Source organism: Lentzea xerophila (assembly GCF_051094245.1).
Classification (GTDB): domain Bacteria; phylum Actinomycetota; class Actinomycetes; order Mycobacteriales; family Pseudonocardiaceae; genus Lentzea; species Lentzea xerophila.
Genome location: NZ_CP194934.1, coordinates 2,847,748 through 2,870,641, shown reverse-complemented (window position 1 = coordinate 2,870,641; position 22,894 = coordinate 2,847,748). Strand labels below are relative to the sequence as shown.

Sequence of the window (22,894 nt, the reverse complement as noted above, 5' to 3'; positions counted from 1 at the left end):
CCGCGGAATCGGTTGCCTCACACGTCCACGTCGCCTGGCTTGCCCGTCCAGCCGGAAATGCGTTTCAGCGAGGCTGCGACTCGGGGCTAGCCTGCGTGAATGCCGTTGCGAGAACTGGAAAAGATCGCCGAGGACACCGGTTTCTCCGGCGTGGTCCAGATCGACCACGCCGGCGAGATCGAGTTCGCGAAGGCCTACGGGCTGGCCAACCGCGCCTACGGCGTGCCCAACACCGTGGACACCCGGTTCGGCATCGCCAGCGGCGGCAAGGGTTTCACCGCCCTCGCCGTGCTCTCGCTGATCCGCGACGGCGCGCTCGCCCTCGGCACCACGGCCCGGTCACTGCTCGGCGACGACCTCCCGCTGATCGCGGACGACGTCACGGTCGAGCACCTGCTCACGCACACGTCCGGCATCGGCGACTACCTCGACGAGGAAGGTGACTGGGAGGCCAACGACTACGTGGTAGGCGCGGTGCACGTGCTGACCAGCACCGAGGCCTTCCTGCCGCTGCTGGACGGGATTCCCACCAAGTTCAAGGCGGGCGAGCGGTTCGGTTACTGCAATGGCGGCTACGTCGTCCTCGCGCTGCTGATGGAACGGGCCACCGGCGCGGGCTACCACGACCTCGTCCGCGATCGGGTGCTCCGGCCGGCGGGGTTGACGAGGACCGGCTTCCTGCGGTCCGACGAACTGCCCGCCGACGCCGCCGTGGGGTACCTCGACGGGCTCGACCGCTCCAACGTCTTCCACCTGCCGGTGCTGGCCAACGGCGACGGCGGCATCCACACCACCGCGGGCGACATGTCGAAGTTCTGGCGCGCGCTGTTCGCCAGTGACGTCGCCGAGGAGGTGACCAGGCCGCGCCACGACGTTCCCGAGGAGTCGCTGCGTTACGGGCTCGGGTTCTGGCTGCACGAGACCGGCGACACGGTGATCCTGGCCGGGTACGACGCCGGCGCGTCGTTCAAGTCCACTCACGACCCGCACACCGGAAGGACCACCACGGTGCTGTCCAACACCGCCCCCGGCGCCTGGCCGATCGCCCGCGCGATCATGTGACGGGCACTGTTCTGAACGGGTGACGAATGCGAACATGTGTTCGTGAGCACCCCGATCCTGCACGCCGACTTGGACGCGTTCTACGCGTCCGTCGAGCAGCGGGACGACCCGGACCTGCGCGGGCGCCCGGTGATCGTCGGCGGCGGAGTGGTGCTGGCCGCGAGTTACGAGGCCAAGGCGTTCGGCGTGCGGACGGCGATGGGCGGGGCGACAGCGCGGAGGCTGTGCCCGCACGCGATCGTGGTGCCGCCGCGGATGCGGGCCTACTCCGTCGCGAGCAAGGCGGTCTTCGAGGTGTTCCGCGACACGACGCCGCTGGTCGAGGGCCTGTCGATCGACGAGGCCTTCCTCGACGTCGGCGGCCTGCACCGGATCGCGGGACCGCCCGAGGTGATCGCGGCACGACTGCGCCGGGACGTGCTGGAGCAGGTCGGCCTGCCCATCACGGTCGGGGTGGCGCGACGAAGTTCCTCGCCAAGGTCGCGAGCGGGGTGGCGAAGCCGGACGGGCTGCTGGTCGTACCGGCCGGAGAGGAGCTCGAGTTCCTGCACCCGCTGCCGGTCGAACGGCTGTGGGGCGTCGGCGAGGTGACGGCGGCCAGGCTGCACGCCCTCGGTCTCCGCACGGTCGGCGAGATCGCCGGGCTCGGCGAGAGCGCCCTGGTCTCGATGCTCGGCCGGGATGCGGGCCGGCACCTGCACGCGTTGGCGCACAACCACGACCCGCGTCCGGTCCAGACAGGACGGCGCCGCCACTCGATCGGCTCGCAGCGAGCGCTGGGCCGCCGGGAGAGGACGCAGGACGACCTGGAGGCCGTCCTCGCCTCGCTGGTCGACGGCATCTCCCGCCGGCTGCGCACCGCCCACCGCGCCTGCCGGACGGTGGTGCTGCGCCTGCGTTTCGCGGACTTCACGCGGGCGACCCGCTCGCGCACGCTCAAGGACCCGACGACGGAGACCGAGGTGCTGCTCGCGGCGGCGCGGCAGCTGCTCGACACCGCGATGCCGCTGGTTCCAGGGCGCGGCATCACGTTGCTCGGGGTGTCCCTCACCAACCTGCAGAACGACGCGCCGATGCAGCTCGCGCTGCCGTTCGAGGAGCGGAAGCCGGCCGCGCTCGATGCCGCCCTGGACGACGTGCGGGACCGGTTCGGGACCACGTCCGTCACGCGCGCGGCGCTGCTCGGGCGGGATCCCGGCATCTCCGTGCCGCTGCTGCCGGACTGAACACGGGACCGCGCGCGCCGACGGGGTCCTGCGTTCGCGCCGGATCGACCCTGTACAACTAGAACGTGTTCTAGGTAATCTGCACCACATGATCGCCACAGTGGTGTGGGGTACGGGAAACGTCGGCCGTGCCGCCATTCGCGCCGTCGAAGCCCATCCGGCGCTGAAGCTGACGGCCGTGGTCGTCCACAACCCGGAGAAGGTCGGCCGCGACGCGGGCGATCTCGCCGGGCTGGACACCGAACTCGGGATCACGGCGACGAATGACATCGACGCGGTGCTGGCCGCGAGTCCGCGGGCGGTCGTGTACGCGGCGTCGGGTGACATCCGGCCGGACGACGCGCTCGCCGACATCGCCAAGGCGATCCACGCGGGAGCCGTGGTGGTCACGCCGTCGCTGTACGCGCTCTACGACCCGCGCAGCGCACCGCCGGAGCTCCGAGAACCTGTTCTCGCTGCGATCGAGGCGGGCGGCGGCTCGCTGTTCGTCTCCGGCGTCGACCCCGGCTGGGGCAACGACGTGCTGCCGTTGCTGGTCAGCGGGCTCGGTCACACGATCGACGCGGTGCGCTGCCAGGAGATCTTCGACTACTCCACCTACGACCAGCCCGACGCGGTGCGGTGGCTGATCGGGTTCGGTCAGCCGCTCGACTACCAGGCGCCCATGCTGATGCCGACGGTGCCGACCATGGTGTGGGGCGGGCAGATCCGGCTGATGGCGAGGGCGTTCGGGGTCGAGGTCGAGGAGATCCGCGAGACCGTCGACCGGCGCGCGCTCGACGAGACGGTGACGACGCGGACCATGGGCGAGTTCGAGGCGGGCACGCAGGGCGCGATCCGGTTCGAGGTGCAGGGCATCGTCGGCGGCGAGCCGCTCATCGTCATCGAGCACGTCACGCGCATCCACGCCTCGTGCGCGACGGACTGGCCGATGCCGCCGTCCGGCGACGGCGCGCACAGGGTGATCATCGAGGGACGGCCGCGCATCGAGGTCTCGGTCGAGGCCGCCGACGAGGGCGAGAACCGGTCCGCGGGCGGCAACGCGACCGCCGTCGGCCGTCTCGTCAACGCCATCGACTGGCTGGCCGAGGCGAAGCCAGGACTCTACGACGCGCTCGACGTCCCGCTGCGGCCCGCGGCCGGCAAGCTCGGAAGGAGCAGGCCATGAACATCAACATCCCCGAGGGCAAGGACCCCATCGGATACGTGTGGGGCGAGCTGGTGCCGGGCATCGGCGTCGCCGCCGCGGGCCTCTCGCTGGCCGTGTACCAGCACACCACGCTGGGGCTGCGCGAGTTCGAGGCAGCGCGGCTGCGGATCGCGCAGATCAACGGCTGCATGTTCTGCCTCGACTGGCGGACCGAACGCGAGGGCGAGAAGGTCGAGGACGACTTCATCGACGCGGTGACCCAGTGGCGCACCACCGACGCCTTCGACGACCGCGCGCGGCTGGCCGCCGAGTACGCCGAGCGGTACGCACTGGATCACCACGGTCTCGACGAGGAGTTCTGGTCGCGCATGACCGGGCACTACACCCAGGCGGAGATCGTGGAGCTGACCATGAGCATCGGGGCATGGCTCGCGTTCGGCAGGTTGAACCGCGTGTTCGGCCTCGACGCCATGTGCGTGCTACCGAAGTTCTGACCGTCCACACGCGACCGTCAGAGGTCGGTCGCGATGATCTGGTCGATGTTCCTCTCGGCGAGCGCCGTGATCGTGACGAACGGGTTCACCACGGTGCAGCCGGGAATCAGCGAGCCGTCCATGACGTACAGACCGGGATAACCGTGCAGGCGCCCGTAGTTGTCGGTCGCCTTGTTCAGGACGGCGCCGCCGAGCGGGTGGTACGTGAGGTGGTCGCCCCAGATCTTGTACACGCCGAAGAGGTCCGTCCGGTAGATCGTCCCCTCCTTTGAGTTGATCTTGTCGAAGATGGACTTCGCGGCGTTGATCGAGACCTGTTTCCACGCGTTCTGCCAGTTCAGGTCGACCTTGCCCGCGGCGGCGTTCCAGGTGAACTGGGCGCGGTTAGGGGTCTTGGTGATCGACAGGTAGAACGACGCGTAGGTCTCGATCCCCGTCGGCAGCGGTGCCACCTCCGCGAACGCTCCGCCGGCCGCCCAGTTGTCGATGCCCAGGGTCGGGATGGACGACTGCAGCTTGCCGGTCGGGTCCCACATGTGGTTGGCGCGGCCGCACATGACGTTGCCGTTGTCGCCCCAGCCCTTGCCGACCTCACCGTTGAGGTTCGGCAGCGCGCCGGTCGCCTTCAGCTTGACCAGGAGCTTGCTCGTGCCGACGCTGCCCGCCGCGAAGAACACCTTCGCCGCCGTCACCTGCTTCGTCGCGATCGGGTCGCCGGTGGTGTTGAGCTGCTCGATGGTGACGGCGTAGCCGCCGAACGCCGGCACGACCGACACGACCCGGTGCAGCGGCGAGATGGTGACGCGGCCGGTCGCCCTGACCTTCTGCAGATAGGTCTTCTGCAACGACTTCTTGCCGTGGTTGTTGCCGAAGAGGATCTCCCCCACCAGCGCCGACTTCGGGACGGTCCCGGCGGCCTCCTGCTCCATGTAGTTCCAGTCGTACACGGTCGGCACGAACACGTACGGGAAGTTCGACCGCTCGGCGTGCTTCCGGCCGACCCTCGAGTACTGGTAGGCGTCGGTCGTGTCGAACCAGGCAGGCCGGATCAGGCCGACGCCGAGCTCGGCGTTGGCGCGCGGGTAGTAGGTGCCGTACATCTCGACGGGATTCACCATCGGCAGGATCTCGCCGAAGTTCTCGCGCTTCGGCGTGACGGCCATGCCGCCGTTGACGAGCGAGCCGCCGCCGACGCCGCGACCCTGGTAGACGGTGATGCCGGCGAACTCCTCGGCGTCGAGGATGCCGGTGTAGCGCGGGATCGCCTTGTCGATCGGGAAGCCCAGGAAGTGGCTCAGCGGCTGTTTCGTCTTGGTGCGCAACCAGAACGACCGCTGGTCCGGGGTCGTCGTGTTGGCGAAGATCTTGCCGTCCGCACCGGGGGTGTCCCACGCCATGCCCATCTCGACCATGTGGACGTCGACGCCGGCCTGGGCGAGGCGCAGGGCCGCCACGGACCCGCCGTAGCCGGTACCGATCACCAGCGCCGGGACGACGGCCGCGTCGGCGATCGCGGCGGACGCTTGGGCCAGCGGAGTGACGCCACCGAGGGCGACCGCGCCAAGAATAGAACCTGTTCCTGCGATGAATGTACGTCGTGAAGGACCCTTGAAACCGTTGTCACACGTCGTTGTGTGGGTCATGTGATCTTCCTCACTGTGGGCGCATGAGAACAAGTTATACCGGCGGTTGTAGATCAAGTCACTACCTGGTAGTCCCGGTTCGCCCGGAAGCGCGGCGCAGGTGACGGTCTCGGCGCCCAGATCCGGTGCCCCCGCGGACGACCCGGACGGCCCAGCACGTACACACGATCCGGGAATGTTCGGACACGCATGGCCGCCCGACAATCGAGCGATGCCCGAGGTATTCGAAGGTTCTGGTAATAAGGACGCGAGACCGAGCGTCCTGGTGGTGGGTGCGGGGATCTCCGGACTCACGGCGGCGCGTGCGCTGCGGGAGCATGGCCATCCCGTCACGGTCCTGGAGGCGCGCGACCGGGTCGGTGGCCGGATCTGGACCGACGAGCACGGCGTCGACCTGGGGGCGCACTGGATCCACGGCACAGACGGCAACCCGATCACCGACCTGGTCGAGGACCTGGGCATCCCGTACAGTTACGTGGGCGGGGACAGCGCCTACACCGGCGGGTTCGACAGCCTCGACCTGTTCGGCGCGGAGCGGCGGGCGGTGAACCACCGCTACAAGAGCCGCACCCTCGAACTGGCCGACGACGTCCTGCACGAGCTGGAACACCGCGCCGCGGTCGCCCGCAAGGGTGACCACCCGGACACGCCGCTGGGTGAAGCGGTGCGCCAGATCCTCACCGAACGTGGTCTGTCCCCCGAGGACGAACAGGCAGTGCGGTACCACCTCAACGTGATCATGCGCGAGGACGTGGCGGAGGACCCCGACAGGCTCTCGTTGAAGCACTGGGAGGACGGCTACCTCGTCTACGGCTACGGCGACAGCACGTTGCACCAGGGCTACCAGTCCGTTGTGGACGCTCTCGCCGAAGGCCTGGACATCCGGCTGAGCCACGTCGTCACGCGCGTCGAGGAGGGGCGCGTGATCACGGACCGCGGTGTGTTCGAGGCGGACAAGGTGCTCGTGACGTTGCCGCTCGGCGTGCTCAAAGCCGGCCGGGTCCAGTTCGCACCGCCGTTGCCCGAGGCCAAGCGGAGCGCGATCGAACGGCTCGGCTTCGGCACGCTCAACAAGATCGCACTGCACTACCCCGAACCGTTCTGGCCCAGGGAACAGTACGTCTTCGGCTACCTGTGCCGGGACACCGACCGCTACCCCACGGTCGTGATCAGCATGTGGAAGTCCCACGGCAAGCCGATCCTGGTGATGCTGCTCGGCGCCTCACTCGGCCGTGAGATGGAGACCTGGTCCGCGCGGGACGTGTCGGACTACGCCACCTCGGTCGTCCGGGACCTCTTCGGCGCCGACGCGCCCGCTCCCTCCAGCGTCTCGCGCACGGCGTGGTCCGCGGATCCGTACGCCCTGGGTTCGTACACGTGCATCGGCGTCGGCTCTTCGTCCAAGGACATCGCCACGCTCGCCGAGCCGGTCGGCGACCGGCTGTTCTTCGCCGGTGAGGGCACGAACCCGTACCACTGGGGCTGCGTGCACAGCGCCTACGAGTCCGGCCTCCGTGAGGCCGCGCGCATCAGCGGGAACTCAGCCCTCCACACCCCGCCCAGCGCCGGGAAGTCCCGCGCCCAGTCGCGCAACACCGACCGGATGCTGCGGTTCGTGCGGATGCGGATGAACCACCTCACCGACCACGAGCTGACCGAACGGGTGGCGTGCCTGCGGGAGAGCGCCGATCCCCACGGGGTGCGGCTGTTCGCCGCGCTCACGGACTCCGAGCTGGAGACGCTGGCGTCGATGTTCGACGAGATCCCCTACACAGCGGGAGATACGCTCTTCCACGAGGACGACGCCGCGAACGGGGTGTTCCTCGTCGCCGCCGGTGAGGTCGAAGTCGACTTCGGCGGCATCTACGAACGGGTGGTGCTCGGCCGTGGCGGGCTGCTCGGCCACTACGACATGTTCTTCAACGCCCGCACCACTTCGGCGACGGCACTGACCGACGACGTGACGGTGTTCTACCTGGACCACTACCGCTACCAGAGCTTCCTGTACGCCTTCCCCGACGTCATGATGCTGATGCTCGCCGACCTCGTGACGCGGTGGGAGCGGCTGGAGAGCGCGCTCGGTTCCGCGATCCTGCCGAATCTGGGTGGAGTGGCTCCACCGAGCACCGCTGCCGTCCTGCCTCCCGAGTCACCCAGGACCGCGACGACGCTCGCGGGTTCGTAGGGGTGCACTCGGTTCGTGGTGACCGGGCTGTGGGACAGGGCGCCCGGCAGGGCTGGCGGCGGCAGGTAAGGGCAGGCAGCCGGTCCCGGCTACTCGCCGGCGTTGGCCGGGGTGAACTTCTCCCCACTGACCCGGGGTGCCTCGAGCACGCCGTAAACGGCTGGAGAACGCGCTCGGTGCCGCGGTCCTGCCGAAATTGGGTGGAGCAGCTCCGCCGGGCACCGCTACCGTCCCGTCTCACGAAGTCGCCCAGGCAAGGACGTGCCGTTGTACACCGTGTGAGTCCCCTCCATGCGCTGGTTTCTGTTGCGCGTCGCGCTGTGAGCGCCGCGCTTCCTTTGCTGTGGACTTCTCACCGAACGGTGTACCTCCGTGCTCAACACCTGGGCCGTCGTGCCCACCTGCCTTCCTCTCGTCCGCCGCCGTTGCCACGTGTGCGCGGCCGGCCGCTTCCGGGCGAGCGGCAAGTTCCGCGTCAACGCCAACCACAAGGTCCTCGACGCCTGGCTCCTCGTGCTCTGCACCGGCTGCGGGGACACGGTCAAGCTCACGATCTTCGAGCGGACGCACGTGCGCTCGGTGCGGCCTGAGCTGCTGGACCGCCTGCACGACAACGACCCCGCCCTCATCGCCGAACTGCTGCAGGACCCGGTCCTGCAGCGCCGCAACCGCGTCTCGCTCGACTGGGAAGGCGCCTGGCTGCTCGACACCAGTGGCTCGGACCACCTGGACCAGGAGGTGGCCGACGTGTCGGTGCGGTTCGCGGCGCGGATTCCGGTCCGGCCGGTGCGGCTGATCGCGCAGGCGTGCGGTCTGTCGCGGGCCGAGGTCGAACGGCTGATCGCCGACGGGAAGGTCGTGTCGGCCGTCCGGTTGACCGGCAAGGTCACCGGCGACTTCACCTTCACCCTCAAGCGCTGAGCGATCCCGTCAACGCGGCCAGTACGGCGGCCACGCCCGGTGGATCGGGCGGGTCGCCGTACGTGACGGCGTGGATCTCGCGCTGGAAGCCCTTCAGCTCGGTGGCGTGCACGCCCGGCCGGCGATGCCGAGTCCCGGTGGTTCGCGAGGCTGTCGTCCGGTTGCCTGCTGACCAGGTGGATCGGGTCGGCACCGAGGCGGAGGAACCGGAACCCCTCCTCGACCGGGGTGCCGGAGTGCCGGCATGAGTCAGCTGGTCCAGGCTGGGTCCCATGACCAAGGTGACCTGCGATCTCTCGATCTCACTCGACGGCTACTCGGCCGGACTCGGCCAGACCGAGGAGCGCCCGTTCGGCGACGACGGCGGCGACGGCTGGGGCAGCGAACTGCACGCGTGGATGGAGGACCCGGACGAGCAGCGGTGGCAGCTGGACCGCCTGGCCGAGACCAGGGCGTTCATCATGGGCCGCAACATGTTCGGCCCGGTGCGCGGCGAGTGGGACCGGCAGTGGAACGGCTGGTGGGGCGACAACCCGCCGTACCACGCGCCGGTCTTCGTGCTGACCCACCACCCGCGCGACCCGCAGCCGATGGAGGGCGGCACCACGTTCCACTTCGTGACCGAGGGCATCGCGGCGGCGTTCAAGCTCGCCCGTGAGGCCGCCGGGCACGGCAACATCTCCATCCAGGGCGGCGCGACGACCATCAACCAGTACCTGGCCGCGGGTCTGGTCGACGAGCTGCGGCTGCGGATCGTGCCGATCACCCTCGGCGCCGGCACCCGGCTGTTCGACGGCGTTCCCGGCCTGAACCTCGAGCAGGTCGACTCGCGCGCGGGCGACTCCTTCACCCACGTGACCTACCGCGTGATCAGGTGAGCCAGTCGGGCAGCGGCGGGCCGGGAGTGCGGGCGACGATCGCGGCCGTGGCGATCAGGTCCCAGCCCGGCGCGTACTCGTTCCCGGTGCTCATGTGCGGAGCGTGCTTGTCGTAGCGGTCGAGCAGTTCCCGCACGGAGTCGAAGACCGCGCGGTACGGGTGATCGGGCCGGACGGCGCAGCTGTGCCGCGCGAGGTCGGGGGTCTGGCCCGGTGTCTCACCACGCTTGGTGGCTTCCACGCCCGCGGCGAGGTAGACGTACACCCGCTCCAGCAACGGGTCCAGCGCCGGCACGTGCATCGGCGCGGGCCCGAGGTCGGCGGGCTCGGCGCGGTCGATCAGGCGGCGGGCCTGGCCGCCCAGGACGCTCGCGACCTGTTCCGGTCCGAGGCCGGCGTACCGGGCGCACCGGGCGGTGGCGTGCGCTCCCCAGGTGGGCGTGGAGTAGGGCACGTCGCTGCCGAACAGCACCTGGCCCGGCGGGATCGTGCCGAGCAGCGTGACCAGGTCGGTCGGGCTCCACCACGACGTGTCGAAGAACAGGTTGGCCACCGGGTGCCCGGACAGCCACGCCAGGTCCGTCAGGCCGGCGTGCGCCAGCACGAACCGGGCGCCGGAGAACCTCTCCAGCACGGCGAGCAGGGTGTCGCCGAAAAGCTCGATCTCCGGTCCCGCGTGCACCACGACCGGCAGGCGCAGGTCGTGTGCGAGACCGAGAACGCCGTCGAGCCGGTCGTCGTCGAGCTCGAACTCGTCGCTCGCCGGGTGCAGCTTGATCCCCGCCGCTCGGGCCTCCACGCAGCGGCGTGCCTCGCCGGAGGCGTCGTCGCCCGGTGCGACCCGGCAGAACGCGACCAGCGTGCCGTCGCTCGACTTCGCCTCGGCCAGCACCGCGTCGTTCGCGGCGCGGTAACCGTCCGGTTCGGTCAGCGGGAACACCGCCGTTCTGGCGTCCACAGTGGACAGCGCGGCGCGCAACCGCGGTGCGGTGGCGGAGAAGCCGCTGGGGTCGTGCGTCCCGAGGTGGGTGTGGACGTCGAAGAGCCGGTCGTCGACATCCAGTGCCTCCCACCAGGGCCACGTCAGATCGTCGGCGTACATCGGCTCCCCCTCCGGTCGTCACCGCACGAATGCCCGCTGGCATCTCGGGCAAACGACCCCGGCTGTTCGTCCGCGTGCGCTGTAGGCCGAGTGGCCTCTTGATCGCTCCACAGCATCAGGCCAAGGTGAGGAAGGTTCAGCTACTTGAACACCTCGGAAGCCGACGGCGTCAGTCGAGGAGCACGAATGCGAAAACGCGCGACAGTCATCCCCCTACTGGCTCTGCTGACCCTGGTCCTCCCCGCTCCGGCGACCGCCCAGCCGACCGGCACGGTCACCTCCGGGCAGGCCAGGTTCCAGATCCTCTCCCCCACCCTCGTGCGCAGCGAGTACGCCGGGGACCGCAGGTTTGAGAACCAGGCCACTTACAACGTTGTAAATCGAACTGTCCCCCGCACGCCCTACACGTCACGGGTCGAGAACGGCTGGCTCGTCATCACCACCTCGGCCATGACCCTGCGCTACCGGGTGGGCTCCGGCCCGTTCCGCGCGGACAACATCGAACTGAAGACGGCCGGCACGACCGCGTCCCCGTGGCGGCGGGTGGTCTGTGCGACCGGACAGCTGTGCGAGGCCGAGGACCAGCAGCGTGAGGCCATGCTCGTGGCGGCCGACCACCCCGGTCACACCGGGCAGGGCTTCGTCGCCGGCTTCACCCAGACCAACAACTCGGTCACCGCGACCGTCCGGGCCGCGACCGCGGGCAGACACCGGGTCGTCGTGAAGTACGCGAACGGGCAGGGCGGCGACGGCAAGCACGAGAACCGCACGCTCGGCCTCAGCGTCGACGGGCAGGCGCCCAGGCAGATCACCCTGCCGAGGACGGCGGACTGGCGTGACTGGCAGCAGATGGAGACCGAGGTCGACCTGACCGCCGGCGAGCACCGCATCGCGTTGACGCGGGGTGCGGGCGACTCGGGCAACGTCAACGTCGACAGCCTCGCCCTGCTCACGGCCGGTCAGGCCTATCCGAGCGCCAGGGCGGTGGACGACTGCCGGTTCGGCACCAGCTGCGAGGCCGAGAACGGCGTGCTCAGCGGTCCGGCCAAGATCGCCGAGGAGCACGCCGGGTACGCGGGCACGGGATTCGTCGCGGAACTGGTCGGCGGCACGCGGCTGAGCCAGCGCGTCACCAGCGTTCCGGCGGCGGGCACCTACCCGGTCGTGCTGCGCTACGCCAACGGTGTCGGCGGCGACGGCAAGCACGAGCCGCGGACCGTGCTGCTCAACGGGCAGGCGATCACCCTGCCCACGACGGCGAACTGGGCCACCTGGGCCACGGCGACGGCCCAGGTCTCACTGCCCGCCGGCACTTCCGACCTCACCGTCACGTGCCCGGACACCGGCTGCCACGTCAACCTCGACACCATCGGGATCAACAACTCGACCCAGCACGTGGCGCTCGGCGGCTACCGGCGTTCGCTGGACGGCTACACGGGCACCAACGGTGACCCGAAGCTCTACCCCGGCCTGATGTACCGCGACGGCTGGTACCTGTTGGACGACACGCCTTCGGCTCTGCGCAACGGAACGCCACGAGCGGACCGCGGCGCGCAGCCGTACCAGGACGGCTACGTCTTCGGCTACGGCCAGGACTACAAGACCGCGCTCGGTGACCTGGCGACGCTGACCGGCGGCCCGAAGTTGTTGCCGCGCTGGGCCTACGGCGTCTGGTACTCCGAGTACATCGACAGGACGGCCGCCGACTTCCGCGACCGCATCCTGCCCGCGTTCCGCCAGCACGGCGTGCCGCTCGACGTCCTCGTGGTCGACACGGACTTCAAGGGGCACAACCGGTGGAACGGCTGGCGGATGGACCAGTCGAAGTTCCCGGACCCGCAGGGCTTCCTCGACTGGGCGCACTCCGAGGGCCTGCACAGCACACTGAACATCCACCCGAGCATCCAGGGCGACGACCCGGACTTCGCCCGCGCCCAGGCCACCGCGAAGGGCAAGCTGGTCAAGGGCAACTGCGACAACTGCTACCTCTTCGACTGGGGCGACCCGGACCAACTGCGCGCGTACCTCGACCTGCACAAGACCATGCCGACCGACTTCTGGTGGCTCGACTGGTGCTGCGACGGCTCGGGTTCGTCGATGCGCGGCGTCACGCCGGACACGTGGATCAACGAGCAGTACTCGAAGATCGGCGCGTTCGCGTTCTCCCGCGGGTTCGGCTCGCTGCAGGCGGGCGGCTACAGCGGAGCCGGTCCGTTGCCGACCGGTCCGTGGGCGGAGAAACGCACCACCCTGCACTTCACGGGTGACACCTCGTCCACGTGGGGCGCGATGAAGGGCACCATCGGCTACACCTCGGCCGAGGGCGTGGCGACCGGCATGTCGAACATCAGCCACGACATCGGCGGCCACAACGACACCACCGGCCTGCGCGGGTCGGAGCCGTACCTCGACAACGGCCAGATCCGCTACACCACCAAGATGCCGGACGACATGTACGCGCGGTGGGTGCAGTTGGGCGCGTTCCAGCCGATCACCCGCCTGCACAGCAACCACAGCGACCGGCTGCCGTGGCAGTACGGCCCGGCCGCGCAGGCGTCGGCGACGAAGTTCCTGAACCTGCGCGAACGCCTCGTGCCGTACATCTACACGCTGGCCGAGCAGGCGAACCGCACCGGCGTGCCCATCGTGCGACCGGCCTACCTGGACTACCCGGGCAGCCCGGAGGCCTACTCCACTGTGGACAGCCAGTTCATGCTCGGCTCGGACATGCTGGTCGCCCCGATCACCACGCCGGGCGAGGTCGGCGAGACGCGGGTCTGGTTCCCGCCGGGCCAGTGGACCGACTACTTCACCGGCCGCGTGTACCAGGGCAACACCTGGGCGACGGTCAGCGCGGGCTGGGACACCATGCCGGTGTTCCTGCGCTCCGGCGGCCTGCTGGTCGAGCGCACCGGCAACGTGGCCAACGACGTCCACAACCCGGCCGACGAGCTGACCGTGCACGTTACGGCCGGCGCGAAGGGCGAGTTCACGCTGTACGAGGACGGTGGACGCAAGCTGGCGGCGCGCACGCGGATCGTGCAGGACGGCGACTCGGTGACCGTGCACCCGGCTCGGGGCTGGTTCCCCGGGAAGGTGTCCAAACGGGACTGGACGGTCGTGGTGCACGAGGCCGACGGGACTTCTCGCACCGTCACGGCGTCCGGCAAGTCGGCGCACCAGAAGGTGGTGATCAGTCTCCGCTGACCGGCCGCTTGACGTTTTGGTTGCCGCGCCGTGCATTGCGCACGGCGCGGCGCCTTCGTTTCTGGGTGCCGGGTCGTTGTGCCTGGCGATGGTGTGGACGTTCAGCCCGTCGAGCAGCGACCCACGCGGGCGGGGCTACGCGAAGGTGCGGGCATCGGCGTGACCTTCCGCGCGGCTGCGGTCCCCACACGCGGCTTCCGGCTCACCCCTCGGACACGCGCGCAGCCGCGACCTTCCGCGCGGCTGCGGCCCTACCGCGACGGCCGCTCAGTCCTCCGGCACCCAGGTGAGCAGCCGCACCTTGGCCACGGTGCGGACGTGCTTGCGCATCGCCGCGGCGGCCTTCTTCGCGTCGCCCGCGGCGATGGCCTCGTAGATCGCCGTGTGCTGCGCCAGCGACCGGGACGGGCGCCCCGGCTGGCGCAGCGACTCGGTGCGGCTCTCGGTGATCTGGGCGGCGATCGTCTTCATGAAGTCCGCGAGCAGCGAGCTGTGCGCGGCGGCGGTGACGGCGGCGTGGAAGCGGCGGTCGCCCTCCACGCCGTTCGCGCCCCCGGCGATCTCGTCGCGCATGAAGTCGAGGGCGGCGCGGATGGTCTCGAGCTCGGCGTCGGTGCGGCGTTCGGCGGCCAGCTCGGCGAGCTTGGTCTCCAGCGCCTCGCGGGCCTCCAGCACCTCGGGAAGGCGCTTGCGGCGTTCGACGAGCTGCTCGACCGGTTCGACGTCGAGGGTGTCGCGCACCAGGTAGGTGCCGCCGCCGTGGCGTGCCTCGACCAGGCCCTGGACCTCCAGCACCACGATCGCCTGCTTGACCGACGCGCGGCTCACGCCGAGGCTCGCGGCGAGGTCGCGTTCGGCCGGCAGCCTGTCCCCCGCGCGCAGCCCGGCCTCGGCCACGTGCGCGCGCAGGCGTTCGAGCACCTGCTCGTACAGGCGGGACTTGACCATGGGCCGCAGTGCCTCGGACATCTGTCCAGGGTATCGGGCCAAGTGGCTCAGCCACTAGGCCACCTCTTGACAGGCGGTGGACCCGAGGCGGAAAGTGGCTCAGCCACTTGGCCACTGCACCACCCACCGCACCAACCCACGGTGTCAACCCACTGGGATCACCCAACGACGGGAGCCCTGCCGATGTCCGCCGAACTGATCTCGATACTCGTGCTGGTCGTGGTCTTCGTGATAGCCACGACCCGGTCGATCAACATGGGAGCGCTGGCGTTCGCCGCCGCCTTCGGGGTCGGCACGCTGGTCGCGGACATGGAGACCGACGACATCTTCGACGGCTTCCCCGGCTCGCTGTTCGTCGTGCTGGTCGGGGTGACGTTCCTGTTCGCCATCGCCCGCGCCAACGGCACCACGGACTGGCTGGTGCACGTGGCGATCCGGCTGGTCGGCGGGCGGATCGCGCTGATGCCGTGGGTCATGTTCGCGATCACCGGCGTACTGACCGCGATCGGTGCGGTGAGCCCGGCCGCGGTCGCCATCGTGGCGCCCATCGCGATGGGCTTCGCGGCCAAGTACAAGATCAGCCCGCTGCTGATGGGCGTGATGGTTGTGCACGGCGCGCAGGCCGGCGGGTTCTCCCCCATCAGCATCTACGGCACGATCGTCAACGGCATCGTCGACAAGGAAGGCCTGCCGGGCAACGAGATCGTGCTGTTCCTGGCGAGCTTCGTGGTGAACCTGCTCATCGCGGTCGTGGTGTTCGTGGTGTGCGGCGGCATGAAACTCGCCCGGCAGCCCCTCGACGCTCCCGCGCTGGTCCGCACCGGCGGCGGTGGCGCGGGTACCGGTGGCGAGCCCGAGGAGGAGCGGGTCACCCTGACCGCGCCGCGGATCGCGACGCTCGTGGGACTGGTCGGGCTCGTCGTGGCGGCGCTCGGGTTCGACCTCGACGTCGGCCTCGCCGCGATCACGATCGCCGTGCTGCTCAGCGTCGTCTGGCCGGAGACCTCCAAGCAGGCGATCACCCAGATCACCTGGCCGACCGTGCTGCTGATCTGCGGCATCCTCACCTACGTCGCCGTGCTGCAGACGATGGGCACGATCAAGTGGGCGGGCGACTCGGTCGCGGGCGTCGGCGCCCCGCTGCTCGCCGCGCTGCTGATCTGCTACATCGGCGCGATCGTGTCCGCGTTCGCCTCGTCGGTCGGCATCATGGGCGCGCTCATCCCGCTGGCCGTGCCGTTCCTGCTGCAGGGCGAGGTCAGTGCGGTCGGGCTTATCGCGGCGCTCGCGGTGTCGGCGACCGTGGTCGACGTGAGTCCGTTCTCCACCAACGGCGCGCTCGTGCTGGCCGGTGCGCAGGACGTCGACCGCGACAAGTTCTTCAAGCAGTTGATGGTCTACGGCGGGATCATGGTCGCGGCGGCGCCGCCGCTGGTGTGGCTCGCCCTCGTCGTCCCGGGAATCTGGTGAGTTGATGTTTGCCTTGCAGTCGGACCGCGTCGCCCTCCGCTTCGGTGACCGCGTCCTCACCCACGCCGAACTCGCCGGTTGCGCGGGAGCCCTGGCACAGCGGTTGTCCGGGCTTCCCCGGGTCGCGATCTGGGCGACGCCGACGATCGAGACGTGCGTCGCGGTCGTCGCCGCGTTGCTCGCCGGGGTACCGGCGGTGCCGCTGAACCCGAAGGTCGGCGAGCGCGAGCTCGCGCACATCGTGGCGGACAGCGCGCCCGCGACCGTGCTGGCGGCTCCCGGGGTCCCGCTGCCGCAGGGGCTGCAGTCCGTGCCCCGCCTGGACGTCACGCTCGACGGCGACCACTCTGAGCCGTTCGCCGATCCGGGCGACGAGGCTCCCGCGCTGATCGTCTACACCTCGGGCACCACCGGATCACCCAAGGGCGTCGTGCTGCCCCGCAGGGCGATCCTGTCCACTTTGGACGCCGTGGCGGAGGCCTGGGTGTGGACCTCCGAGGACGTTCTGGTGCACGCGTTGCCGTTGTTCCACGTGCACGGGCTGATCCTCGGCGTGCTGGGGCCGTTGCGCCGCGGCGGCACGCTGCACCACCTCGGCAAGTTCGCCACCGACCAGGTCACGGCGGCGCTGAACGGCGACGCGACGATGATGTTCGGCGTCCCGACGATGTACCACCGCATCGCCGAGGAGGTCGGTGAGAACGCCGCGCTCGCCCAGGCACTGGGCAAGGCACGGCTGCTGGTGTCGGGTTCGGCGGCGTTGCCGGTGCGCGACCACGAGCGGATCGCCGCCGCGACCGGGCAGCGGGTGGTCGAGCGGTACGGCATGACCGAGACGCTGATGAACACGAGTGTCCGCGCGGACGGCGACCGCAGGCCCGGCGCGGTCGGCGTGCCGTTGCCGGGGGTCGAGGTGCGGCTCGTCGACGACGCCGGTCTGACGCTGGACGACACCGGTGCGATCGGCGAGATCCAGGTGCGCGGGCCGAACCTGTTCACCGAGTACCTGAACCGGCCCGACGCCACCGCCGAGGCGTTCGCGGACGGCTGGTTCCGCACCGGTGACGTCGGCACGCGCGACGAGGACGGCTACTACCGCATCGTCGGGCGCAAGGCCACGGACATCATCAAGAGCGGTGGCTACAAGATCGGCGCCGGCGAGATCGAGAACGCGCTGCTCGAGCACCCCGGGGTGAAGGAGGTGGCGGTGACCGGCGAGCCCGACGACGACCTGGGCGAGCGGATCGTCGCCTGGGTCGTGCCCGCGGGCGCGGAACCCTCCGCCGGCGAGCTCGCCGACCACGTGGCGCGCCTGCTCACCCCGCACAAGCGGCCCCGGCTGGTGCGCTTCGTGGAGTCGTTGCCGCGCAACGACATGGGCAAGGTGATGAAACGTGCCCTCGGGACGTGAGCCGGCCCGTGACCTGATCGGCCGGGTGGCCTCGGCGTTCACCGCGCTGCCGGAGGACCTCGCACTGTCCGCGGTGGACGGACCGCTGGGCTGGCCGGGATACGGCGACCAGCTCGCGCGGGCGGCCGGGCTGACCGGGGAGAGCGAGTCCGTCGTCTGCGGCGTCGCGGAGATCGGTGGCGTCACGGCCGTGGTGGTGGCGTTCGAGTTCGGGTTCCTCGGCGGCTCGCTGGGAACCCGTACCGGTGCCAGGATCGAGCAGGCGTTCACCCACGCCCGCGAGCTGGGCGTGCCGGTGGTGTCACTGGTCGCGACCGGTGGCAGCCGGATGCAGGAGGGCACGCTCGCGTTGCTGCAGCTGCCGCGGATCGCACGCCAGATCACGCTGACCCGTGCGGCCGGACTGCCGCACATCGCCGTCCTGCGCGATCCCACCACCGGCGGCGGCTGGGCCACGCTCGGGGCGGGCGCGGACGTCGTGCTGGGGCTGCGCGGCGCCCAGGTCGGGTTCGCCGGCTCCCGCGTCCGGCCGCCGGGGTACTCGGTGACGCAACAGTTCGCGGCCGGTCTCGTCGATCAGCTGCTAGCGCCCGACGAGCTGCGTGACCGGCTGCGGCGCTGGCTGCGGCTGCTCACCACACCCGCGGACGGCCCCGCTCCCGTCCCGGCGGCGCTGGGCGCGGCGACACTGCCGGAGACCGGCTGGGACGCGGTGCTGCGCGCGCGTGCGCCGGAGCGTCCGCGCGCCGAGGACTATCTCGACGCGTACTTCGACTGGCGCGAGCCGGTCAACGGAGACCGTGCCGGCGGCGTGGATCCCGGTGTGCTGTGCGGGTTCGGGCACCGCGACGGGCGGACGTTCGCCTACGCGGCGCAGTGCGGCACGGCGACGCGGCCCGCCGGGTTCCGCACGGCGGCGCGCCTGGTCCGGCTGGCGGACCGGCTGGGCGTCCCGGTGCTGACGCTGGTGGACACGCCGGGCGCGGCCAACGACGCGGCCGCCGAGAAAGCCGGTGTGGGCGCGGCGATCGCCGACCTGTTCACCGCGATCGCCGCGGCGCGCGTGCCGGTGACGACGTTGCTGATCGGAGAGGGCGGATCCGGTGGCGCGCTGGCGTTCGCCGCGCCGGAGCGGACGTGGGTGACGCCGGACAGCTACCTCGCGGTGATCTCACCCGAGCTGGCGGCCGCGATCCTGAAACGGGACCCGGCGCAGGCCCGGCAGACGGCCGACCAGCTGCGGTTGCGGCCACAGGACCTGGTCGAGCTGGGCGTGGCACAGGGAATCGCCCAGCTCGGCCAGTCCGCCGATCAGGCCACGGCCAGGTAGGCGAACGCCAGGAGCGAACTCGGGACGCAGATGGTGACGAGCCCGATCACCCCGTAGAACGACTCTTTCCTCCACACCATCGCGGCCAGCGCGCCGACACCGAAGAGCACGGACGCGATCAGCAACACCAGAACGACATACGACATTTCAGATCCTCAGGTCAGGGGTACGTGGAGCCGGGAGCCGCCACGCGCGGCGGTGCCCGGCTCGACCAGGGACCTGTCGTCGTTCCGTCCGCGCTGTCCGCGTTCGCCGGGACGGCCGCGGCCCGTCCGCGCGGCGGGCGCGGGCCCGTCGTGCCGCCGGGGAGGGCCCAGGAGGCGTCCGGAGAGGCAGTCGTCTGCACGTGCACGGCCGAGACCGGGGCGTTGAGCCCCGATCCCGGCTGGTCGGCCTCGGCGTGCCGCGTGCTCGTGCCGACGAACGCCAGCAGCAGGGCCAGCAGGAGCGCCGGCCACCTCACGTCGCGGCAGCCCGCCTGCGGAGGAAGAACTCGCCGACCGGTTCCACGTACCGCGCCGCGATCGGGCCGATGATCGCCATCAGCAGCACGTACGCGGTGGCGAGCGCGGCGAGCTGCTCGTTCACGTGACCGGACGCGACCGCCAGACCGGCGATGACGATGGAGAACTCACCTCTCGCCACCAGCGCGGCGCCGGTGCGGGCGCGCCCCATCGGTCCGATGCCCTGCCGGCGGGCCGCCCACCAGCCCGTCGCGACCTTCGTCAGCGTGGTGACGATGGCGAGCAGCACGGCCATGAACAGCACGGGCGGGATCGTGCGCGGGTCGGTGTTGAGCCCGAACACGACGAAGAACATGGCGGCGAACAGGTCGCGCAACGGTTCGAGCAGGCGGGTGGCGTTCTCGGCGGTGGAGCCGGAGATCGCGATGCCGAGCAGGAACGCGCCGACCGCGGCGGACACCTGCAGCTCCGAGGCGATGCCCGCGACGAGCAGCGCGGAACCGAGCAGCTTGAGCAGGAACACCTCGTGGTCCGGGCTGTCCACGACGGCCGAGATGAACCGGCCGTACTTGAGCGCCACCACGAGAACGACGGTGATCGCGAGCAGTGAGATGCCCACCGACGTGAGCCCGCCGAGGAAGCTGACGCCCGCGAGCACGGCCGTCAGCACCGGCAGGTAGACGGCCATGGCGAGGTCCTCGAACACCAGTACCGAGAGGATCACCGGTGTTTCGCGGTTGCCGAGCCGTCCCAGGTCGCCGAGGACCTTGGCGATGATGCCGGACGAGGAGATGTAGGTGACGCCGGCCATCGCGAGCGCGCCGACCGGGCCCCAGCCGAGCAGCAGCGCGACGATGGCGCCGGGCGCGGCGTTGAGCACGATGTCGAGGACACCGGCCATCCACGACTTCTTCAGGCCGGTGGTCAGTTCGGACGCCGAGTACTCGAGACCCAGCAGCAGGAGCAGCAGGACCACGCCGATCTCGCTGGCGAGATGGGCGAACTCCTCGATGCCGTGCAACGGGATGAGCCCGCCGGAGCCGAACGCGAGACCGCCGACGAGGTAGAGCGGGATGGGCGAGATGCCGAATCTCCAGGCGAGCCGGCCGAGCAGGCCCAGCCCGAAGAAGACCGCACCCAGCTGGATCAGTGCGACCGTGGTGTCGTGCACTGGCTCAGCCGCCCGTCAGGATGTCCGCGGCGGCATCGAGACCCTCCGCGGTGCCGACGACGACCGCGAGGTCGCCGGGCTCGAACAGGAAGTCAGGGCCTGGCGACGGATGCGCGCTGCCCGCCCGCACGACCGCGACGATCGACGCGCCGGTGCGGGTGCGCAGCGCGGTGTCACCGAGGGTGCGCGCGGCGAACCCGGCGACCGGCAGCTGACGGGTCGTGATCCCGGTGATGTCACGGTGCTGCTGCGCCAGCTGCGTCACGAGCTGCGGCGCACCGAGCAGCCCCGCGAGGGTGCCCGCCTCCTCCGGTGCGAGCGGGATCGAGGCGGCGGTGGCGTCGTGATCGTCCTGTTTGGACAGGATGAGCTCGAACTTGCCGTCGCGGTAGGAGATCACGCCGATCCGGCGGCCGGAGCGGATGGAGAAGTCCTGCCTGACCCCTATGCCGGGCAGGGGCGTCACTTCGACGTTCACTCGCGTTTCCTAGGGTTCGATGAGCCCGGCGCGGATCGCGTACCGGGTGAGTTCGAGACGGTCCCTGAGCCCGAGTTTCTGCAGCAGGTTGGCCCGGTGCCGCTCGACGGTCTTGACGCTGATCACGAGCATGTCCGCGATCTCCTTGGAGGAGTGGCCCTCCGCGACCAGCTTGAGGATCTCCTCCTCGCGGTCGGTGATCGCCTTGGCCGGGAAGCCGCCACCCTGCCGGGCGCGGTCCAGGTAGTTGCGGATCAGCGAGTTCACCGCGCCGGGGTAGAGGAACGGCTCGCCGCGCATCGCGGACCGGCACGCCTCGACCAGGTCGCGGTCGGCGACGGACTTGAGCACGTACCCGGACGCGCCCGCCTTGAGCGCCTCGAAGAAGTACTGCTCGTTGTCGTACATCGTGAGGATCAGGATCCGCAGGTCGGGCTGGAGGCGGGACAGCTCGCGCGCGGCCTGCAGACCGGTGAGCCGGGGCATGGCGATGTCGAGGATCGCGAGGTCCGGCCGGTCCTTCTTCGCCTGGCTGATGGCCTCGGCGCCGTCGCCCGCCTCGGCGACGACCTCGAGGTCCGGTTCGTTGTCCAGGATCATCCGGACGCCGCGGCGGACGAGCGCGTGGTCGTCGGCCAGCAGGATGCGCACGGTCATCCGCTCTCCCCCTTCGCCTTGACGACCAGCCTGACCTCGGTCCCCCTGGCCGGTGCCGGGCCGACGGCCAGGTCGGCACCGACCAGCAGCGCGCGTTCCCGCATGCCCCGGATTCCCGCGCCCTCCTGGTTCGCGCCGATCCCCCGGCCGTTGTCGCGCAGCCGCAGCTCCACTTCGGACGGACGGGCGGTCAGGCTGAGCTCGATCTCGTCGGCCCGCGCGTGCCGGACGGTGTTGGTGAGACCTTCCTGCGCGACGCGGTAGACGACGAGCTCGGTCTCGGCGTCCAGCGCGGGCAGGTTCTTGTCGAACGACCGCCTGATCGTGAGCCCCGCCGGCTCACCGATCTCCCGCGTGAGGGCTTTCAGAGCGCTGACCAGTCCCAGTTCCTCCAGCACACCCGGCCTGAGGCGGCGCGCGATCCGGCGGATCTCGTCGAGGGTGCTGCGCGTGGTCTCCTGCGCCTGGCGCAACTCCTCACGGGTCTCCGGCGGCGACTGGTCCGCGACCCGCTTCAGGCCGAGCAACACCGCCGTCAACGACTGCCCGACCTCGTCGTGCAGCTCCTGCGCGACCCGGCGGCGCTCCGACTCCTGCGCCGAGAGCGCGATCGCCGAGCTGTACCCGCGCTCGGCCTCCAGCCGGTCGATCATGCTGTTGAACGTGGTGATCAGCTCCGCGACCTCCCCGTGCCCGGTCGCCCGCAGCCGCGGCCCCGGCTTGAGCAGGTCGATCGTGGTCATCGCCCGCGTGAGCCGCCCCAGCGGCGCCAGCCCCACCCGGATCAGCACGGCGTTCGCGATCAGCATCACCGCGAGCCCGGCCCCGAGCACCAGCACCTCTCGGTGCAGCGCCGGTGTGGACACGGTCGCGGGCCCGAACACGAGCAAGATCGCGGCCACGACCAGGACGAGGGCGTTGAGCAGGAAGATCCGCCCGAACAACGACACACGCGCCGCCTCTCCGTGATCACTTCCCGCCACGCCTGCGTGGCTGACGGGCGAGGGCGCCACGTGTCCATCCGTGGCAACACCCATGTTCGCGGGGGCGCGGCAGGTGCGCCGGTCGGAACGGCGGGGGTGGCGCGGAGGTGGGGA

The 22,894-nt window shown here is 70.5% G+C and carries 20 protein-coding genes and 1 pseudogene; 11 read left to right on the top strand and 10 right to left on the bottom strand.

What is annotated here, in order from left to right; all coding sequences use genetic code 11:
- Positions 1–99: 99 nt before the first annotated feature.
- From ACRSBM_RS13975 to ACRSBM_RS13960, 4 genes and pseudogenes are all read left to right on the top strand, one after another.
- Positions 100–1,062, top strand: a complete 963-nt coding sequence (locus ACRSBM_RS13975) for a serine hydrolase domain-containing protein (RefSeq protein ID WP_434443694.1) — start codon at positions 100–102, stop codon at positions 1,060–1,062.
- Positions 1,063–1,098: 36 nt separating this feature from the next.
- Positions 1,099–2,288, top strand: a pseudogene (dinB, locus tag ACRSBM_RS13970) (DNA polymerase IV).
- Between the two features lie 88 nt (positions 2,289–2,376).
- Positions 2,377–3,456, top strand: a complete 1,080-nt coding sequence (locus ACRSBM_RS13965; RefSeq protein WP_434443692.1) for an NAD(P)H-dependent amine dehydrogenase family protein — start codon at positions 2,377–2,379, stop codon at positions 3,454–3,456.
- Positions 3,453–3,932, top strand: coding sequence for a carboxymuconolactone decarboxylase family protein (locus ACRSBM_RS13960; protein ID WP_434443689.1), 480 nt, complete (start codon positions 3,453–3,455; stop codon positions 3,930–3,932). The genes ACRSBM_RS13965 and ACRSBM_RS13960 overlap by 4 nt, the downstream gene beginning before the upstream one ends.
- Positions 3,933–3,949: 17 nt before the next feature.
- Here ACRSBM_RS13960 and ACRSBM_RS13955 read toward each other — a convergent pair whose 3' ends face one another.
- Entirely contained in the window at positions 3,950–5,575 is a 1,626-nt protein-coding gene (locus tag ACRSBM_RS13955) for a GMC oxidoreductase (RefSeq protein ID WP_434443687.1), read from the bottom strand.
- 211 nt (positions 5,576–5,786) lie between these two features.
- On the opposite strand from ACRSBM_RS13955, the gene ACRSBM_RS13950 reads away from it, so the two are divergent.
- The gene (locus ACRSBM_RS13950; RefSeq protein WP_434443684.1) at positions 5,787–7,760 is read left to right on the top strand and encodes an FAD-dependent oxidoreductase; all 1,974 of its coding nucleotides are present in this window, start codon (positions 5,787–5,789) and stop codon (positions 7,758–7,760) included.
- A 372-nt stretch (positions 7,761–8,132) separates the two neighbouring features.
- Positions 8,133–8,681 carry a DUF1062 domain-containing protein gene (locus tag ACRSBM_RS13945; RefSeq protein WP_434443681.1) on the top strand — a complete coding sequence of 183 codons (549 nt, stop codon included), beginning with the start codon at positions 8,133–8,135 and terminating at the stop codon, positions 8,679–8,681.
- Here ACRSBM_RS13945 and ACRSBM_RS13940 read toward each other — a convergent pair.
- The gene (locus ACRSBM_RS13940; protein WP_434443680.1) at positions 8,671–8,793 is read right to left on the bottom strand and encodes a hypothetical protein; all 123 of its coding nucleotides are present in this window, start codon (positions 8,791–8,793) and stop codon (positions 8,671–8,673) included. The two genes, ACRSBM_RS13945 and ACRSBM_RS13940, sit on opposite strands and share 11 nt — an antisense overlap.
- Before the next feature lie 160 nt (positions 8,794–8,953).
- Between ACRSBM_RS13940 and ACRSBM_RS13935 the strand changes: the two genes are divergently transcribed.
- Positions 8,954–9,559 carry a dihydrofolate reductase family protein gene (locus tag ACRSBM_RS13935; protein ID WP_434443679.1) on the top strand — a complete coding sequence of 202 codons (606 nt, stop codon included), beginning with the start codon at positions 8,954–8,956 and terminating at the stop codon, positions 9,557–9,559.
- Here the strand turns inward: ACRSBM_RS13935 and ACRSBM_RS13930 are convergent.
- Entirely contained in the window at positions 9,552–10,661 is a 1,110-nt protein-coding gene (locus tag ACRSBM_RS13930) for an amidohydrolase family protein (protein ID WP_434443677.1), read from the bottom strand. The two genes, ACRSBM_RS13935 and ACRSBM_RS13930, sit on opposite strands and share 8 nt — an antisense overlap.
- 186 nt (positions 10,662–10,847) lie before the next feature.
- On the opposite strand from ACRSBM_RS13930, the gene ACRSBM_RS13925 reads away from it, so the two are divergent.
- Positions 10,848–13,868 carry a TIM-barrel domain-containing protein gene (locus ACRSBM_RS13925; protein WP_434443675.1) on the top strand — a complete coding sequence of 1,007 codons (3,021 nt, stop codon included), beginning with the start codon at positions 10,848–10,850 and terminating at the stop codon, positions 13,866–13,868.
- A 267-nt stretch (positions 13,869–14,135) separates the two neighbouring features.
- Here the strand turns inward: ACRSBM_RS13925 and ACRSBM_RS13920 are convergent, their stop codons facing one another.
- Complete coding sequence (locus tag ACRSBM_RS13920; RefSeq protein ID WP_434443672.1) at positions 14,136–14,837, bottom strand: FadR/GntR family transcriptional regulator; 702 nt, start codon at positions 14,835–14,837, stop codon at positions 14,136–14,138.
- Positions 14,838–14,999: 162 nt separating this feature from the next.
- Between ACRSBM_RS13920 and ACRSBM_RS13915 the strand changes: the two genes are divergently transcribed.
- The 3 genes from ACRSBM_RS13915 to ACRSBM_RS13905 are packed head-to-tail and all read left to right on the top strand — an operon-like array spanning position 15,000 to position 19,027.
- Positions 15,000–16,286, top strand: a complete 1,287-nt coding sequence (locus ACRSBM_RS13915; RefSeq protein ID WP_434443671.1) for an SLC13 family permease — start codon at positions 15,000–15,002, stop codon at positions 16,284–16,286.
- A gap of 4 nt (positions 16,287–16,290) precedes the next feature.
- Positions 16,291–17,697 carry an acyl-CoA synthetase gene (locus ACRSBM_RS13910; protein WP_434443668.1) on the top strand — a complete coding sequence of 469 codons (1,407 nt, stop codon included), beginning with the start codon at positions 16,291–16,293 and terminating at the stop codon, positions 17,695–17,697.
- Positions 17,681–19,027 (top strand): carboxyl transferase domain-containing protein, encoded by a 1,347-nt coding sequence (locus tag ACRSBM_RS13905; RefSeq protein WP_434443665.1) that lies wholly within the window; start codon positions 17,681–17,683, stop codon positions 19,025–19,027. Before ACRSBM_RS13910 ends, ACRSBM_RS13905 begins: the two co-directional genes overlap by 17 nt.
- On the opposite strand, the gene ACRSBM_RS13900 is transcribed toward ACRSBM_RS13905, so the two are convergent.
- From ACRSBM_RS13900 to ACRSBM_RS13875, 6 genes are read right to left on the bottom strand one after another with little or no spacing between them, the layout of a single operon-like run.
- Positions 19,009–19,173 carry a hypothetical protein gene (locus tag ACRSBM_RS13900; RefSeq protein WP_434443662.1) on the bottom strand — a complete coding sequence of 55 codons (165 nt, stop codon included), beginning with the start codon at positions 19,171–19,173 and terminating at the stop codon, positions 19,009–19,011. The two genes, ACRSBM_RS13905 and ACRSBM_RS13900, sit on opposite strands and share 19 nt — an antisense overlap.
- Before the next feature lie 14 nt (positions 19,174–19,187).
- Positions 19,188–19,490: a hypothetical protein gene (locus ACRSBM_RS13895; RefSeq protein WP_434443659.1), complete on the bottom strand. Its 303-nt coding sequence runs from the start codon at positions 19,488–19,490 to the stop codon at positions 19,188–19,190.
- Positions 19,487–20,662: a cation:proton antiporter gene (locus ACRSBM_RS13890; protein WP_434443657.1), complete on the bottom strand. Its 1,176-nt coding sequence runs from the start codon at positions 20,660–20,662 to the stop codon at positions 19,487–19,489. The genes ACRSBM_RS13895 and ACRSBM_RS13890 overlap by 4 nt, the downstream gene beginning before the upstream one ends.
- Positions 20,663–20,666: 4 nt before the next feature.
- Entirely contained in the window at positions 20,667–21,140 is a 474-nt protein-coding gene (locus ACRSBM_RS13885; RefSeq protein ID WP_434443654.1) for a cation:proton antiporter regulatory subunit, read from the bottom strand.
- Positions 21,141–21,149: 9 nt separating this feature from the next.
- Entirely contained in the window at positions 21,150–21,797 is a 648-nt protein-coding gene (locus tag ACRSBM_RS13880) for a response regulator (protein WP_434443653.1), read from the bottom strand.
- Positions 21,794–22,747, bottom strand: coding sequence for a HAMP domain-containing sensor histidine kinase (locus ACRSBM_RS13875; protein ID WP_434443652.1), 954 nt, complete (start codon positions 22,745–22,747; stop codon positions 21,794–21,796). Before ACRSBM_RS13875 ends, ACRSBM_RS13880 begins: the two co-directional genes overlap by 4 nt.
- Between the last annotated feature and the right edge of the window lie 147 nt (positions 22,748–22,894).